This is a genomic window from Bradyrhizobium sp. USDA3516 (genome assembly GCF_057651995.1).
Genome location: NZ_JBYGYN010000001.1, coordinates 525210 through 539333, shown reverse-complemented (window position 1 = coordinate 539333; position 14124 = coordinate 525210). Strand labels below are relative to the sequence as shown.

Annotated in this window: 18 protein-coding genes; 14 read left to right on the top strand and 4 right to left on the bottom strand. The window is 64.7% G+C overall.

Annotated features, from left to right (window positions below; translation table 11 throughout):
• The first annotated feature begins 6 nt into the window (after positions 1 to 6).
• Positions 7 to 462, top strand: coding sequence for a MarR family winged helix-turn-helix transcriptional regulator (locus AC24YW_RS02835; RefSeq protein ID WP_487481270.1), 456 nt, complete (start codon positions 7 to 9; stop codon positions 460 to 462).
• A gap of 138 nt (positions 463 to 600) precedes the next feature.
• Here the strand turns inward: AC24YW_RS02835 and AC24YW_RS02830 are convergent, their stop codons facing one another.
• Together AC24YW_RS02830 and AC24YW_RS02825 are read right to left on the bottom strand one after the other, a co-directional pair.
• Positions 601 to 1290 (bottom strand): hypothetical protein, encoded by a 690-nt coding sequence (locus AC24YW_RS02830; protein ID WP_487481269.1) that lies wholly within the window; start codon positions 1288 to 1290, stop codon positions 601 to 603.
• 122 nt (positions 1291 to 1412) lie between these two features.
• Positions 1413 to 2609, bottom strand: a complete 1197-nt coding sequence (locus tag AC24YW_RS02825; protein ID WP_487481268.1) for an amidohydrolase family protein — start codon at positions 2607 to 2609, stop codon at positions 1413 to 1415.
• Between the two features lie 157 nt (positions 2610 to 2766).
• Between AC24YW_RS02825 and AC24YW_RS02820 the strand changes: the two genes are divergently transcribed.
• The 6 genes from AC24YW_RS02820 to AC24YW_RS02795 all read left to right on the top strand — a co-directional run bounded on the left by AC24YW_RS02820 (position 2767) and on the right by AC24YW_RS02795 (position 6223).
• Positions 2767 to 3540, top strand: a complete 774-nt coding sequence (locus AC24YW_RS02820) for a ferredoxin--NADP reductase (protein ID WP_487481267.1) — start codon at positions 2767 to 2769, stop codon at positions 3538 to 3540.
• A gap of 106 nt (positions 3541 to 3646) precedes the next feature.
• Positions 3647 to 3970 carry a hypothetical protein gene (locus AC24YW_RS02815; RefSeq protein ID WP_487481266.1) on the top strand — a complete coding sequence of 108 codons (324 nt, stop codon included), beginning with the start codon at positions 3647 to 3649 and terminating at the stop codon, positions 3968 to 3970.
• A 96-nt stretch (positions 3971 to 4066) separates the two neighbouring features.
• The gene (locus AC24YW_RS02810; RefSeq protein WP_487481265.1) at positions 4067 to 5338 is read left to right on the top strand and encodes a cytochrome P450; all 1272 of its coding nucleotides are present in this window, start codon (positions 4067 to 4069) and stop codon (positions 5336 to 5338) included.
• A 146-nt stretch (positions 5339 to 5484) separates the two neighbouring features.
• Positions 5485 to 5670, top strand: coding sequence for a hypothetical protein (locus AC24YW_RS02805; protein WP_487481846.1), 186 nt, complete (start codon positions 5485 to 5487; stop codon positions 5668 to 5670).
• A 14-nt stretch (positions 5671 to 5684) separates the two neighbouring features.
• Complete coding sequence (locus tag AC24YW_RS02800) at positions 5685 to 5885, top strand: hypothetical protein (RefSeq protein WP_487481264.1); 201 nt, start codon at positions 5685 to 5687, stop codon at positions 5883 to 5885.
• A gap of 95 nt (positions 5886 to 5980) precedes the next feature.
• Positions 5981 to 6223, top strand: coding sequence for a hypothetical protein (locus AC24YW_RS02795; RefSeq protein WP_487481263.1), 243 nt, complete (start codon positions 5981 to 5983; stop codon positions 6221 to 6223).
• Positions 6224 to 6259: 36 nt separating this feature from the next.
• Here the strand turns inward: AC24YW_RS02795 and AC24YW_RS02790 are convergent, their stop codons facing one another.
• Positions 6260 to 7510, bottom strand: a complete 1251-nt coding sequence (locus AC24YW_RS02790; RefSeq protein ID WP_487481262.1) for a DUF763 domain-containing protein — start codon at positions 7508 to 7510, stop codon at positions 6260 to 6262.
• Between the two features lie 127 nt (positions 7511 to 7637).
• Here AC24YW_RS02790 and AC24YW_RS02785 point away from each other — a divergent pair, with 127 nt between their 5' ends.
• The 7 genes from AC24YW_RS02785 to AC24YW_RS02755 all read left to right on the top strand — a co-directional run bounded on the left by AC24YW_RS02785 (position 7638) and on the right by AC24YW_RS02755 (position 13770).
• Positions 7638 to 8780, top strand: coding sequence for a mechanosensitive ion channel family protein (locus AC24YW_RS02785; RefSeq protein ID WP_487481261.1), 1143 nt, complete (start codon positions 7638 to 7640; stop codon positions 8778 to 8780).
• Between the two features lie 84 nt (positions 8781 to 8864).
• Positions 8865 to 9575 (top strand): TetR/AcrR family transcriptional regulator, encoded by a 711-nt coding sequence (locus tag AC24YW_RS02780; RefSeq protein WP_487481260.1) that lies wholly within the window; start codon positions 8865 to 8867, stop codon positions 9573 to 9575.
• Positions 9576 to 9606: 31 nt separating this feature from the next.
• Positions 9607 to 10491 (top strand): amidohydrolase family protein, encoded by an 885-nt coding sequence (locus tag AC24YW_RS02775; protein ID WP_487481259.1) that lies wholly within the window; start codon positions 9607 to 9609, stop codon positions 10489 to 10491.
• 79 nt (positions 10492 to 10570) lie between these two features.
• Positions 10571 to 11284 carry a PIG-L deacetylase family protein gene (locus tag AC24YW_RS02770; protein ID WP_487481258.1) on the top strand — a complete coding sequence of 238 codons (714 nt, stop codon included), beginning with the start codon at positions 10571 to 10573 and terminating at the stop codon, positions 11282 to 11284.
• Positions 11281 to 11964: a 4-carboxy-4-hydroxy-2-oxoadipate aldolase/oxaloacetate decarboxylase gene (locus AC24YW_RS02765; RefSeq protein ID WP_487481257.1), complete on the top strand. Its 684-nt coding sequence runs from the start codon at positions 11281 to 11283 to the stop codon at positions 11962 to 11964. Before AC24YW_RS02770 ends, AC24YW_RS02765 begins: the two co-directional genes overlap by 4 nt.
• Positions 11965 to 11977: 13 nt before the next feature.
• On the top strand, positions 11978 to 12847 hold the full coding sequence (locus tag AC24YW_RS02760; RefSeq protein ID WP_487481256.1) for a substrate-binding domain-containing protein: 870 nt from the start codon (positions 11978 to 11980) through the stop codon (positions 12845 to 12847).
• Positions 12847 to 13770 carry a DUF1932 domain-containing protein gene (locus AC24YW_RS02755; RefSeq protein ID WP_487481255.1) on the top strand — a complete coding sequence of 308 codons (924 nt, stop codon included), beginning with the start codon at positions 12847 to 12849 and terminating at the stop codon, positions 13768 to 13770. Before AC24YW_RS02760 ends, AC24YW_RS02755 begins: the two co-directional genes overlap by 1 nt.
• On the opposite strand, the gene AC24YW_RS02750 is transcribed toward AC24YW_RS02755, so the two are convergent.
• The gene (locus AC24YW_RS02750) at positions 13771 to 14094 is read right to left on the bottom strand and encodes a hypothetical protein (protein ID WP_487481254.1); all 324 of its coding nucleotides are present in this window, start codon (positions 14092 to 14094) and stop codon (positions 13771 to 13773) included.
• Between the last annotated feature and the right edge of the window lie 30 nt (positions 14095 to 14124).

Below are 14124 nucleotides of genomic sequence, written 5' to 3'. Positions count from 1 at the left end.
GAACGGATGGCGAGAAGCGTTACGGCCAAAAAGAGTGTCAAACCGGCAAAACCGCCTTACGTTCTCGACGAACAGGTCGGCTTCATCCTGCGCCAGGTCTGGCAGCGCCACAGCTCGATCTTCACCCGCGACATCGGCACCAACCTGACGCCGACGCAATGGGCGGCGCTGTCGAAACTGGCCGAGACCGGGCCGTGCTCGCAGAACCAGCTCGGGCGTCTGACGGCGATGGACGTTGCGACCATCAAGGGCGTAATCGATCGTCTCACCGCGCGCGGCCTCACCGAGACCAGCCAGGATCCCGAGGACGGCCGCCGCCTGCTCGTGAGCCTGACGCGCGCCGGTCAGCAGCTTGCCGAGAAGCTGGCACCGAACGCGCTTGCCATTACCCGCGAAACCTTGGCGCCGCTGGATGCCAAGGAGCGCGAGACGCTGATGGCGCTGTTGAACAAGCTGCGGTGAAGGTGCCGTAGGGTGGGCAAATCGAAAGCGTGCCCACCATCTCTCTCGATCAGGAAAAGATCGTGGGCACGGCGCTTCGCGCCTTTGCCCACCCTACGGCAGTTGAACGAGCGGATTGAAGAAAGCTGATTTCGACGTTCATGTCTTCCCCGGCCATTGGGCGCGGTAGCGGATCTCACTTCCGTCGTTGAGGCGTCGCCACGTTCCGAACTCTGGGGTATGCGGCGCTTTGGCCGACAATCCGATTGGGTAGATCCGTTTTGGCTGTCCTTCGATGGTGACGGCGAGCTGCCGGTGCGATGTTCGAAAGGCCAGCTCGACTTCACCCGTGACGACGGCTTGGTCGCCATCACGGCGAAAGTCGGCGGGCGTGAGCTCGGCGGGCATGGTGTTGATGTCGGTCTGCAACTCGATGGCGATGCTTTGCAATGAGGTCGGCATCGCCGCCCCGGGCGGAAGGCGTATCTCAAACACGAGCAAGGGATTGGCCGCATTCGGGTTGAGCCACGGCGTCGCGGTTGCGTAGGCGTAAGCGAGGTAAGCGGCGGCGGCTCCGACGCAGAGCAGGGCGATGACGCCGAGCGACTTCAGGCTGTTGCGCGCGACGCTTCCATTGCTTGCGTCCTTGCCACGGCGCGACACCAGCCAGCTGGCGAGCACCGCGCCGCCGATCGCGCCGATGGGAGAGTAGACGAACAGTGCCAAAAGGCCCGATGTGATGGGGTCGGCCCGGTTGCCCAGATCGAGGAGAGAAAACACCAGAAAGATCGCGGCATAGCCCGCCACCGCACCGACGACGCCGGCGGCAATCCGCGACGAACTCTTCATGCTCTCTTCGACGCTCCGGCAACGGGCGGCCCTCGGAGGGGCCGTCCGGTATTAGACGCAGCAGGCGGGAGGCCAGTTCAACGCGTTCGAGAGGCTATGCGGAGTGGGCGGCGTTGTGGCTTTCACTTCGGCACCACCTCCGGCACCTTGCCGGCGGGCGGCGTGTTGCGGCTGCGCTGGGTGCGCACGATGCCGTCGATGATGGTCATGCCGATGCCGGGGAGGTCGCCGAGCTGGACGCTCTCCAGGATGTTCTTGCCCGGCGAGTGCTGCGCCTTGTCCATGATGACGAAGTCGGCGGAGCGGCCGACCTCGATCAGGCCGCAATCGAGCTGACGCATCCGCGCGGTGTTGCCGGTGGCAAGGCAGAACGCGATCTCGGCCGGGAGGTCGCCGAGCGAGGACAGCATCGAGACCATGCGCAGGATGCCGAGCGGCTGCACGCCTGAGCCGGCGGGCGCGTCGGTGCCGAGGATGACGCGATGCAGGTCGCCCATCTCGCGCGCGGTGCGCAGCGTGAACAGGGCCGAGCGCTCATTGCCGTTGTGCACGAGCTCGAGGCCGCGCTTGCAGCCCTCGCAGATGCAGCGGATCTGGTCGTCGGGCAGGGCGGTGTGGCCGCCATTGATGTGGCCGACCACGTCGGTGTCGGCCTCCAGCACCACGTCCTTGTCGATCAGGCCGGAGCCAGGGATCGACGGACCGCCGGTATGGATGGTGCTCTGGATACCGTATTTGCGCGCCCAGCCGACCATCTTCCGCGCGGTCGGGCCGTCCTTGACGCCGCCGAGGCCGACCTCGCCGAGCAGCTTGACGCCGTTCGCCGCCATCTCCTTGAAGTCTTCTTCAACCATCTCGCATTCGATCACCGGCGCGCCGGCGTGAACCTTCACGCCGCCGGGGCGCAAGGTCCAGAACGCGCGCTGGGCGAACACGGCCGTGGCCTTGAGGCCGACGACGTCGCGGGGGCGACCGGGCATGTGCACCTCGCCGGCGGAGATCATGGTGGTGACGCCGCCGTGCAGATAGCTGTCGATCCAGTTGATCTGGTTCTGCCGCGGCGTCCAGTCACCGGCGACAGGGTGGACGTGGCTGTCGATCAGGCCCGGCGCCACCGTGGTGCCGTTGGCGTCGACGATGGTGGTGGCGCCTTCGGTATCGACGTCCTTGAAGCGGCCGATCGCGGTGATCTTGCCGTTCTCGGCGACGATGGTGTCGCCGTCCAGAATCGGCTTTTCCAAAGCGCCGGACAGGATCAGGCCGATATTGCGGATCACCAGCTTCGAGGGTCCGGCGGCCTGGGGTGCGTCATGCGCCATGGAAGGGGCTCCTTATTCCCAACTGCAACGCTTCCGATCTTGGGCAGCCTTGACCGCGGGATCAAGCCGGATTATTCATTAGTATACGAATGATCGTGTACAAATGACGCATAGCTGCCGGCCTCGGAACCGCAATTGACGCGACAGGGAAGGTGAGATGAGCAATTTCAATCAGGAAAGCGTTTTGAGCGTCCACCACTGGACCGACACGCTGTTCTCCTTCAAGACCACCCGCAGCCCGACCTTCCGCTTCCGCAACGGCGAATTCACGATGATCGGGCTCAAGGTCGGCGAGAAGCCGCTGCTGCGGGCCTACAGCGTCGCCAGCGCCAATTACGAGGACACGCTGGAGTTTTTCTCGATCAAGGTGCCGGACGGGCCGCTGACCTCGCGGCTTCAGCATTTGAAGGAGGGCGACGAGATCATCGTCAGCCGCAAGGCCACCGGCACGCTGGTGATCGACAATCTGGAAGAGGGGCGCAACCTCTACCTGATCGGCACCGGCACCGGTCTTGCGCCGTTCCTGAGCGTCATTAAGGACCCTGAAACCTACGAACGCTTCGAGAAGGTAGTGCTCCTGCACGGCTGCCGGCACGTCAAGGAGCTCGCCTATGGCGAGATGATCACCGAGCATCTGCCCAAGGACGAACTGCTCGGCGAGTACATCCAGAACCAGCTGATCTACTATCCGACCGTGACGCGCGATCCCTTCCGCAACCGCGGCCGCATCACCGACCTCATCACCTCAGGCAAGCTGTTCGCCGATATCGGCTTGCCGATGCTGGAAGCCGCCCATGATCGCGTCATGATCTGCGGCAGCCCGGCCCTGGTGGCGGACACCCGTGTCCTCTTGGGCGAACGCGGCTTCGCCGAGGGCAATCACGGCGAGCCGGCCCAGTTCGTGGTCGAGAAGGCCTTCGCCGAGCGGTAAATCCGGAATTTCTGTGCGAGAAGATCGCATTTTCGCCACCGCCGGGGCGTTGCGGCGCCGATTCGGCGCACGATACTATGCGGGACCGAATCAGCGGAGTTCCCACATGGTTGCGGACAGCGACAGCAACATCGCCTGGCACCGGGTTCAGTTGAAGAAGAACCGCGCCGAGCTGAAGGCGCTGGAGACCGCGCGCTTCACGATAGGCGAGATCGCCACCTCGAAGCGCAACGGCCAGACGCAGAAGACGATCGCGGAACTCAGGCGCAAGATCGCGCAGTCGGAGCGCGTGATCGCCGATCACGACAAACGCACGCGCCGTCCACTTGGCACTGACCTGCAAAGCCTCAGCAATGGCACCTGGAGTCATTGGGACTCCTATACCCAGCAGCAGCGCAAGAGCGGCCAGCGCTCCTCCGGGCGCGGATAGGGCTCTCCACGCCTGCGGCCGACGAGCAGCGCACCCTTGCGCCGGCCGCGCCGCGCACCATCTCGGTGATACGCCACCAGTCGCTCCGGTGATGCCATGACAGCGCGCCTCGATTTCACCAGCGAGGCCTTCTTTCGCGACCCGCCCAAGGCGATCGCGAAATTGCGCATGTCCGCACCCGTGGTCGCGACGCGGTTCCTCATCGTCGGCAATGTCTGGATCACCACGACCCATGACGCCACCGCGCAGGTCCTGAAGGACGGCGCGACCTTCACCTTGCGCAAGGAGGATGGCGACATCGCGGGCTTGCGCTGGTGGATGCCGAGGCTCGTCAGGACCATCGCCAACAACATGCTGACGATGGACGAGCCGGATCACACGCGTCTGCGCAGCATCGTGGACGAAGCGTTTCGCCGCCGCGCGATCGTTGCGATGGAGCCGCGCATCCGGGCCATCGCTGACGGTCTGGCCGCCGAGCTGTTCGCGGAGGGATCCCCGGCCGATCTGGTCGAGCGCTATGCGCGCATCCTGCCGCTCGCGGTGATCTCCGAGCTGCTCGGCCTGCCGTTGGCAGATCGTCCAAAGTTCATCGCCTGGGCCAACGCGATATCCTCGCTGACGAATGTCGTCAGCTTCTTCCGCCTGCTGTTCGCGGTCCGCAAGATGCGCGCCTACCTCGAGCAGCAGCTGCAGATCGCGCGCGTGCAGGGCGGCGAGGGCCTGATTGCGGAGCTGATTCAGGTCGAGCGCGAAGGCGGCCAGATCACGCCGGATGAAATGGTTTCGATGGTGTTTCTGTTGCTCGGGGCGGGATCGGAAACCACCACCCATCTCATCAGCGGTTCCGTCTACGAGCTGCTCAGGAATCCCGAGCTACGCGACTGGCTGGAACAGGACTGGAGCCGCGTCGGGCTCGCGGTCGAGGAGTTCCTGCGCTTCGTCTCGCCAGTGCAATTCTCCAAGCCACGCTACGTGCGGCGCGATGTCGAGGTCGAAGGCGTGCGCCTGAAAAAGGGCGATCGCGTCATGGTGATGCTCGCCGCTGCGAACATGGACCCCGCGGTACATGATCGTCCCGAGAGCCTCGATCTCGCACGCAAGCCGAACCGCCATATTTCGTTCGGCACGGGAATCCACTTCTGTCTCGGCCATCAGCTCGCGCGCATCGAGGCGGCCTGTGCGCTGGAAGCGCTGTTCGTACGGTGGCCGAAATTGAGTCTGGCCGTCGATGCCACTGAGATCCGCTGGCGCAAGCGGCCGGGCTTGCGGGCAATCGCGAAGCTTCCCGTCGCGGCAGAGGGCCGCGGAACAGAGCCTACTGCACGCACCGGAACGAGGGACGATCGTTCCATCACCGCGGCCAACTGACGTCGGCGACGCGCTTTCGGAAAATCTTGGCCTGTTATCATCGGTCAGGAACGGCGAGCCGCTCGGGCTGTTGTCATCCGACATGATGCGGAGCGGAGTTCCTTCTGCGCATGTCGCAGATCGACGTCTTAACGGCAGACAAGATCATGGCCAGCAAAATGCCACCTGTTCCACCGGACAATCAGAGCCGCAAGGGAACCGGCGATCGCAAGCAAATGTCCGCCGATCAGATGCCGCACGATCAGGAGCGTGTACAGAATCCGGATCAGCAGGGACAGCAGGGCAATATCAAGCAGAACACGACCAATCAAGGCTATCAGCAGGATCGCTGAGGAGGACGACATTCATGTCGACATCCACGAAGACACCGAACACCATTCGTCAGGGCGGACCCGGCGCCTCGCATGAGAACGCGAAGGCACCGCTTCAGGTGAAGAAGCCGCCGGCGGACGATCCGCAGCGCAGCCACAGCCGGGTTTCCGGCGGCGGTGGCGAGCATGATTCCCATCACAGGCACGACGAGGCCGGAAAGGGCGGAGGCCGGTGACGATCGGAGATCAGCATGCAAGGCAGCCGCCGAAGCCGACGGCGGCGCAACAGAAGCACTAAATCTTCGGAAGACCACTGCAAGAGGAGAGACTGATGCCTGGTGGGCACGGCAGCAAGACGCATTTCAGATCGGGCATGCACGGCAAGGGCGACGGCACCGGCGCATTGACCGACGTGCCGAAGGAGATGATCGGCGACAACATGGTCCTGTCCAACCGAGACAAGAAACAGCATTCGGACATTCGCGGTATGGACGGCAAGACCATCCAGACCGAGCAGTATCAGGATCACGCGGCCAACCGGCTCGACGAGAAGCCGGACACGGACGAGACCTGAGTGGAGCGTTCATCCCGCCGACTGACGGACCGGTGTTCAGCCGGTCCGCTTTTTTGTGGGCGCAAGGTCGCGCTCCCAGCCGAACACCGAGCGGCCATCGAGATCCGGTGAGGCCGCCCGTTCACCGGCGATGAAAGCCTCGACCGAAGGGCCGCGCGCGGTCCGCTCCAGCCGCCGCGCCTGCTCGTCGAGCCGCTTGATCGCCTGCATCTCTTCCTCGCGCCCGAGCTTCGCGTTCTGGATCGCGCCCTTCAGGACCCGGATGGTCTCGTCATAGACCTTGATCGGAACGGGGTAGGGATGCCGGTCCTTGCCGCCATGGGCGAGCGAGAAACGCGCGGGGTCGGTGAAGCGATAGGGCGCGCCGTGCACGACCTCGGCGACCATCGCCAGCGAGCGCACCGTGCGCGCGCCGACGCCCGGCGTCAGCAGCAGCTCCGGGAAATCGACCGGGCCGCGTTCGGCTGCGGCGGCGAGCGTGCCGTGCAGGCGGCGCGCGAACACGTCCTTCGGCCGCACATCATGATGCGCGGGCATGATCAGATGCGGCAGCATGCCTTGCGCCGGCGTCGACGGGGTCCCCGTGAGCCTTGCGAATTCGGAGACGATGCGATCCGGACCGAGGTCGGAGAGCAGCTCGAGCTGTGCCGTCCGAGATAGATCGGCGCGGTGATCGGTGAGATTGACGATCTCTCCCTGCTGCGGCCCGTCGATTGCGCTGTGCGGCGTATCGACAAAGCTCTTCAGTGCCTCGGAATGCCAGTGATAGCGCCGCGCCTGCCGCTTGTCGCCGTTCATGCCCTGCTGCACCACCGTCCATTTGCCCTCAGTGGTGACGAAGAAGCCGTGCAGGTAAAGGTCGAAGCCGTCCTGGACCGCGGCACTGTCGACCTTGGCGACCAGACGACTGGCCCGAGTCAGCTTGATGCCGTCGAATCCGACGCGGTCGCCGAGCTGCAACAGCTCGTCCGGCGTCTTGCGCGAATGCTGACCGCGGCCGCCGCAGACGTAAATCCCGAGCTCGTCCTGAAGCGGTCCGAGCCCGCGCTTCAATGCGCCGATCACCGAGGTCGTGATCCCGGAGGAGTGCCAGTCCATCCCCATCACGGCGCCAAACGACTGGAACCAGAAGGGATGCGACAGCCTCTGCAGAAATGCGTCGCGGCCGTAATGATGCACGATCGCCTGGGTGACGATCGCGCCCAGCGAGGACATGCGGCTTGCCAGCCAGGGCGGAACCCGCCCGGTGTGAAGAGGAAGATCGGCGCTGCCGGTACGTCGGGTCATGAGGACCTCAAACTAGCGCAGTTGGACCACGGATGCATCAGCGGAATGCTGCGTTGCACTGAACGGGGGAGCCAAGCTGAGCGGCAGGCGTTGAGCGGGCTGCGCGAATGCACTGAAGGGGACAGCAATGAGTTGGCAGGCCCTCTTGGCCGACATCGATGGGGTGCTCGGCTGGATACCGTCATGGTTCGTCGGCCTCAGCCTGGTTGCCGGTGCGGTCCTTCTTGCCCTGCTCGCCTACCGGGTCGCCGCCTGGCTGCTCAACCGCGCTTTCGGAACGCGCCTTCCGCTATTGAGCGTGTTCGTCGAGCGTACGGCGGGCCCCACGCAGATGGCGCTCTGCCTTGGCGCCGTCGCAATGGTGCTGCCGCTGGCGCCGCTCGACGACACGATCCGCAACCCCCTGACGCGGCTGTTCGTCGTGGCCTTCATCGCGCTGATCGGCTGGATCTCGATCCGGATCGTCGACATGAGCGCGGCGCGCTACTTGCAGAATTTTCGCGATGTCACCGAGAATTTCGTCGCGCGCAAGCACGTCACGCAGGTGCGCGTGTTCAAGCGCGTCACCGACACCATCATCGTCATCATCACGGTCTCCGCCGCGCTGATGACGTTCGACTCCGTGAAGCAATACGGCGTCAGCCTGTTCGCGTCCGCTGGCGCGGCCGGCATCATCGTCGGTCTTGCGGCGCGGCCATTGCTGAGCAATCTGATTGCCGGCCTGCAAATCGCGATCACCCAGCCGATCCGCATCGAGGATGCCGTGATCATCGAGAACGAATGGGGCTGGATCGAGGACATCGCCTCGACCTATGTCGTGATCCGGTTGTGGGACTGGCGCCGCATGGTGGTGCCGCTGTCCTATTTCATCGAAAAGCCGTTCCAGAACTGGACGCGCGACACCGCATCCCTCATCGGCGTCGTCGCGCTGCACGTCGACTACCGTGCCGACGTCGCGCGCATCCGGAGCTGGCTGGAGCAGGCGGTGAAGCAGTCGAAGCTGTGGGACGGGGAGGTCGTGAATCTCCAGGTGGTCGATGCCGATTCGCGCACCATCGAGCTTCGGGCGCTGGTGAGCGCCAGGAACGCACCGCAGTCGTGGGACCTGCGCTGCGAGATGAGGGAGAAGCTCATCGCCTTCATCCGCGACGAGATGCCGGAGGCGCTGCCGCGCGAGCGCGCCATCCTGATCCCGTCGGGAGACGAAGAGGACGATTTCGGGCGGCGTCTCGCAACGCCGGAAAGGATGCGGGCGAGCGCCAGTCGCTGAACGGCGCTTACGTGCCTGCGCCGTCCCGCCATTATCACGTCCTTGTTGACGGGACCTGATCTTTTGTACAATAGTACAAATCTCATGCTACGCAAGCCCACCAGCAAGGAAGCGGCCCGCAAGCCGAACATGCGCGAGGCGATCCTCGCCGCCGCGGAGGAGCTGTTCGCCACCAACGGCTTCAATGCCGTATCGGTGCGGGACATTGCGCAAGCCGCCGGGGCGAATCCGGGCAGCGTGACCTATCACTTCAAGACCAAGGACGGTTTGCTGCTGGAGATCTACCGGCGCCATTGCGGGCCGATGAACTTGCGCCGTTCCGAGCTGCTCGCCGCCGCAAAGCGCGTGCGCGATCTCCAGGACCGGCTGGAGGCGATCGTTCGCGCCTATGTGGTGCCGGCCTTCACCTCCGGCAGCGATCTCGCCGGTGGCGGAGCGCGCTTCACGCGGCTGCGCGCGGTGATGTCGGCGGAAGGCAACGAGGTTGCGCGAAAGATCATTGCGCGGACCTTCGACGACACCAGCCACGCCTTCATCGACGCGGTGCACGAGAGCCTGCCGCACATTCCGCGCACGGACATCGTCTGGCGCAGCCATTTCCTGCTCGGCGCACTCTATTATTCGCTGGTGACGCCGGAGCGCGTGTCGCGCCTGTCGCGCGGCGAGGCTGACGGCAGCGATGCCGCGGCCGCCATCGAGCAATTGGTGCAGGCCACCGTCGCCGCCTTTCAGGCGCCCGCGCTGGATCAGGCCATGCCGGCGCGGCGGCGGCCGGTCGTCGCCGGCAAGACGTGAAGCAAGCGGTCTCGCTTCGGCGGTTCACCTCATGACGATGTTGTATACGCCGACCATTCCACCGCCCGATCCTGATACGCGCACGCCGAAGTTCAGGCTGCCGAAGCTGTCGTGTGACGCGCATTGCCACATCTTCGGGCCGGGCGCGAAATATCCTTACGCGCCGGAGCGTTCCTACACGCCCCCGGATGCGCCGCTGGAGGATTTTCGCGCGCTGCATGCCAAGCTCGGCGTTGAGCGCGCCGTCATCGTCAATGCCAGCGTGCACGGCACCGACAACAGCGTGGCGCTCGATGCAATCGCTGAGAGCAATGGCGCCTACCGCGCCGTCGCCAATATCGATGGCACCATCACGGAGCCCGACCTGCGGGTGCTGCACGAGGGCGGTTTTCGCGGCTGCCGCTTCAACTTCGTCCGCCATCTCGGCGGCGTCCCCGACAAGCGCGTGTTCGACCGCATCGTCGCGATGGTGGCGCCGCTCGGCTGGCACGTCGACCTGCATTTCGATGCGATCGATCTGCCCGAATACGCCGACATGCTGACAAGGCTGCCGCTGAGCTACACCATCGACCATATGGGCCGGGTGAAGGCGGCCGACGGGCTCGACCAGCTGCCGTTCAAGATCCTGATCGAGCTGATGCAGCGCGACGAGAAATGCTGGGTGAAGATCTGCGGCTCGGAGCGGGTGTCCTCTATCGGTCCGCCGTTCACCGATGCGGTGCCGTTCGCGCGAAAGATCGTCGAGACCGCGCCGGATCGCACCATCTGGGGCACGGACTGGCCGCATCCCAACGTCAAGGTGATGCCGAACGACGGCGATCTCGTCGATTTGATTCCGCTGTTCGCGCCGGAGCCTGAGCTCCAGACGAAGATTTTGGTCGACAATCCCGCGCGCCTGTTCGGGTTCGAGGCGTGACGACGTGTTTGCGATCAACGCGCTGCGCGACACGCGTTGCGGACGCCGGCGCATGCATACGAACGAAAAGGAGTAGCCCATGAAAACAGGCCTCGTCGTCACCGCCCATCCCGGCGATTTCGTCTGGCGCGCCGGCGGCGCCATCGCGCTGCATGCGAAGAAGGGCTATCGGATGAAGATCGTGTGCCTGTCCTTCGGCGAGCGCGGCGAGAGCCAGTTCGCCTGGAAAGAGCAGGGCGCGACGCTGGAAACGGTCAAGGCCGGCCGCAAGGATGAGGCGGAGCGCGCAGCGAGGCTGCTCGGCGCCGATATCGAGTTCTTCGATTGCGGTGACTACCCGCTCAAGCTGACGGAAGCGCATTTCGACCGCATGGTCGATATCTACCGCGAGCTCAATCCGAGCTTCGTGCTGACGCATGCGCTGGAAGACCCCTATAATTTCGATCATCCGAATGCGGCGCATTTCGCGCAGGAGACGCGCGTGGTCGCGCAGGCCATGGGCCACAAGCCCGGCGCGCAGTACAAATATTCGGCGCCGCCGGTGTTCCTGTTCGAGCCGCACCAGCCCGAGCAGTGCAACTACAAGCCCGACACCATCCTCAAGATCGACGAGGTCTGGAACAAGAAGTACGAGGCGTTCCAGATTCTCGCCGCGCAGAAGCACCTTTGGGGCTATTACGAGCGCGTCGCGCTCAACCGCGGCATCCAGGGCAGCCGCAACACCGGCGTGCCCATGACCTATGGCGAGGCCTATCAGCGCCTGTTTCCGACCGTCGCGGAGGAGCTGGCATGAAGCCCGTCGTCGTTCGCAACATCAAGCGTGGCGATCCCGCCGGCATGGCCGAGTACGGCGTCTCGACCGTGCACGAGGCGTACGGCCGCATCGGCCTGATGAAGCCTTATTTGCGTCCGGTCTGGGCGGGGGCCTCGATCGCCGGTCCCGCGGTCACCGTGCTGGCGCAGCCCGGCGACAACTGGATGATCCATGTCGCCGTCGAGCAGTGCAGGAAGGGCGATGTTCTGGTGGTCGGTTGCACCACCGACAATACCGACGGCATGTTCGGCGAACTGCTCGCGACCTCGCTTCAGGCCCGCGGCGTGCAGGGGCTGGTCATCGACGCCGGCTGCCGCGACGTCAAAGCGCTGCACGAGATGAAATTTCCGGTGTGGTCGCGCGCGGTCTCGGCCAAGGGCACGGTCAAGGCCACGCTCGGCTCGGTCAACGTCCCCGTGGTCTGTGCTGGAATCAACGTCGATCCCGGCGACATCGTCGTGGCCGATGATGATGGCGTCGTGGTGGTGCCGAAACGTCATGCGGCCGAAGTCGCGGACAAAGCGAAGAAGCGCAACGCGGATGAGGGCGGCAAGCGTAAGCGCCTCGCCTCGGGCGAGCTCGGCCTCGACATGTATGGTATGCGCGAGGCCCTGGCGAAGGCCGGCCTCGTCTATGTCGACACGCCGGATGATGTCTGAAACGGAGCGGAGGATGGATCATCTCAAGCTGAAGGCCGTGCTCGGCAGCCACCCTCACGTCAAGGCGGTGAAGAGCGGCGAGCTGCGCTCCGACCTGTTCGATCTCGAGTTCGTCGAATACACGCCGACCAATGCGGCGTTCAAGCCGATGGTGCGCGAGCAGGCCTTCGACGTCTGCGAGATGGCGATCGTCACCTATCTGATGGCGAAAGCGCACGGCAAGCCGCTGGTGCTGTTGCCGGCGACCATGCTCGGCCGCTTCCAGCATTCCTACGCTCTCTATAATCCCGCGCATGGGACGCTCGGGCCGAACGATCTCGAAGGCAAGCGCGTCGGCATCCGCTCATTCACGACCACGACGGGCGCCTGGATCAGGGGCATCCTCGCCAACGACTACGGCGTCAATCTCGACAGGATTCGCTGGATCACCTTCGAGAATCCGCATGTCGCCGAGTATGTCGACACCACCGAGCGCGCGCCGAAGGACAAGAAGATCCTTCAGATGCTGTGCGACGGCGAGCTCGATGCCGTCCTCGGCGAGACCTCCGACGATCCCAGGCTGAAGCCGCTGTTTCCCGATCCGGCCGCAGAAGCCGCCAGATGGTATTCGCGGCGCGGCGTCGTGCCGGTCAACCATCTCGTGGTCGTGACCGAGAGCCTGGCGAAATCGCGCCCCGACATGGTCGCCGGCGTCTATGATCTGCTCAAGCGGAACAAGGCGCAGACGGGACCGACGGCAACGCCGGACCTCGTTCCGTTCGGGATCGAGGCCAACAGAAAACCGCTCGAGCTGATCATCGACTACGCATTCCAGCAGGCGCTGATTCCGCGCCGCTATGCGGTCGAGGAGCTCTTTGACGAGACGACACGAGGACTGAACTGATGGCAGGTGATCCCAGGCGATGGCGGATCGGGCTGGTCGGCTATGGCGAGGTCGGTAGAATTCTTGCCGAGGATTTGCGGCAGCAGGATATCGAGGTCTCGGCCTACGACATCAAGCTCGGTGGCGAGCAGGGCACGCCGCTGCAGGAGCATGCGACGAAATTCGGTGTCGCTCTTGCATCCTCACACGCCGAGCTGACCGCAAAATCCGACTTCATCATCTCCGCGGTCACCGCGAGCCAGGCCGTTGCGGTGGCAAAGGCTTGTGCCGCGGCGATCAACCAGGGCACCTGGTTTCTCGATTTCAACTCGGCCTCTCCCGGCGCCAAGCAGCGCGCGGCGGCGCTGATCGATGGCGCCGCCGGGCGCTACGTCGAGGGCGCAGTGATGACCTCAGTGCCGCCTTATCGCATCAAGGTGCCTTTGCTGCTCGGCGGGCCCGGCGCGAGAGAGCTCGAGCCGCTGCTGAATGCGATCGGTTTCGCGGCCAAGGTGGCCAGTGACAAGCTCGGCGTGTCCTCGGCCGTCAAAATGTGCCGCAGCATCATGATCAAGGGCCTGGAGGCCATGGTCATCGAGAGCTTCACGACCGCACGCGCCTATGGCGTCGAGGAGGGGGTGCTGGCTTCGCTTGCGGAAACGTTTCCCGGCATCGACTGGGAGGAGCTGGGCGCCTATGTCTTTCAGCGCGTAATCGAGCACGGCCGCCGCCGGGCCGAAGAGGTGCGCGAGGTCGCCGAGACCGTGCGCGAGGCGGGGCTGACGCCGTGGTCGGCGCAAGGCACGGCCGAACGGCAGGCCTGGATGGCCGATCTTGCCGATGAGGGGCTGTTCGGATTGAGGGGCAGCAGCGAGTTCGCCCGCAGTGCGGACTGGCGCACCGAGGCGGATCGGATCCTCGCCAGGATCCATCGGACGAAATAGTCAGCTCAGGACCGGGTCGCGGGCTTCGAAGCTCCCGACCTGGTCGCGCGCGCGTTCGATCAGGTCTATCAGATTGCGGGATTTGCGGACGAGCTGCTCGGTGGCCGGCTGGGTGCGGAACTCCGCCAGCACGGCGCGAACGCACTTGCTGGCGGCATCGAGCGTCCAGAGCGTGCGGTTCACGTCGGCCTCGGTCTGGATGGCCGCGATATCGAGGCCCGAGAGAACGTGGCCGATGCCGTCCAGCCGCTTCGCCGCCGCGTCGGTCGGCGTCCGGACCTGGATGGAATCATCGATGCTGCTGAATGCGCTGAACAAACTCATACTTCCCCACTGAACGCAGATGATCAGTGC

Excerpts from the sequence above, each read along its gene's own strand:
- AC24YW_RS02765 (WP_487481257.1), top strand. The coding sequence starts at position 11,281 with ATGAAGCCCGTCGTCGTTCGCAACATCAAGCGTGGCGATCCCGCCGGC.
- AC24YW_RS02825 (WP_487481268.1), bottom strand. The coding sequence starts at position 2,609 with ATGGCGCATGACGCACCCCAGGCCGCCGGACCCTCGAAGCTGGTGATC.
- AC24YW_RS02780 (WP_487481260.1), top strand. The coding sequence starts at position 8,865 with ATGCTACGCAAGCCCACCAGCAAGGAAGCGGCCCGCAAGCCGAACATG.
- AC24YW_RS02750 (WP_487481254.1), bottom strand. The coding sequence starts at position 14,094 with ATGAGTTTGTTCAGCGCATTCAGCAGCATCGATGATTCCATCCAGGTC.
- AC24YW_RS02785 (WP_487481261.1), top strand. The coding sequence starts at position 7,638 with ATGAGTTGGCAGGCCCTCTTGGCCGACATCGATGGGGTGCTCGGCTGG.
- AC24YW_RS02820 (WP_487481267.1), top strand. The coding sequence starts at position 2,767 with ATGAGCAATTTCAATCAGGAAAGCGTTTTGAGCGTCCACCACTGGACC.
- AC24YW_RS02805 (WP_487481846.1), top strand. The coding sequence starts at position 5,485 with ATGGCCAGCAAAATGCCACCTGTTCCACCGGACAATCAGAGCCGCAAG.
- AC24YW_RS02775 (WP_487481259.1), top strand. The coding sequence starts at position 9,607 with ATGACGATGTTGTATACGCCGACCATTCCACCGCCCGATCCTGATACG.
- AC24YW_RS02815 (WP_487481266.1), top strand. The coding sequence starts at position 3,647 with ATGGTTGCGGACAGCGACAGCAACATCGCCTGGCACCGGGTTCAGTTG.
- AC24YW_RS02810 (WP_487481265.1), top strand. The coding sequence starts at position 4,067 with ATGACAGCGCGCCTCGATTTCACCAGCGAGGCCTTCTTTCGCGACCCG.
- AC24YW_RS02795 (WP_487481263.1), top strand. The coding sequence starts at position 5,981 with ATGCCTGGTGGGCACGGCAGCAAGACGCATTTCAGATCGGGCATGCAC.
- AC24YW_RS02760 (WP_487481256.1), top strand. The coding sequence starts at position 11,978 with ATGGATCATCTCAAGCTGAAGGCCGTGCTCGGCAGCCACCCTCACGTC.
- AC24YW_RS02835 (WP_487481270.1), top strand. The coding sequence starts at position 7 with ATGGCGAGAAGCGTTACGGCCAAAAAGAGTGTCAAACCGGCAAAACCG.
- AC24YW_RS02790 (WP_487481262.1), bottom strand. The coding sequence starts at position 7,510 with ATGACCCGACGTACCGGCAGCGCCGATCTTCCTCTTCACACCGGGCGG.
- AC24YW_RS02830 (WP_487481269.1), bottom strand. The coding sequence starts at position 1,290 with ATGAAGAGTTCGTCGCGGATTGCCGCCGGCGTCGTCGGTGCGGTGGCG.
- AC24YW_RS02800 (WP_487481264.1), top strand. The coding sequence starts at position 5,685 with ATGTCGACATCCACGAAGACACCGAACACCATTCGTCAGGGCGGACCC.
- AC24YW_RS02755 (WP_487481255.1), top strand. The coding sequence starts at position 12,847 with ATGGCAGGTGATCCCAGGCGATGGCGGATCGGGCTGGTCGGCTATGGC.
- AC24YW_RS02770 (WP_487481258.1), top strand. The coding sequence starts at position 10,571 with ATGAAAACAGGCCTCGTCGTCACCGCCCATCCCGGCGATTTCGTCTGG.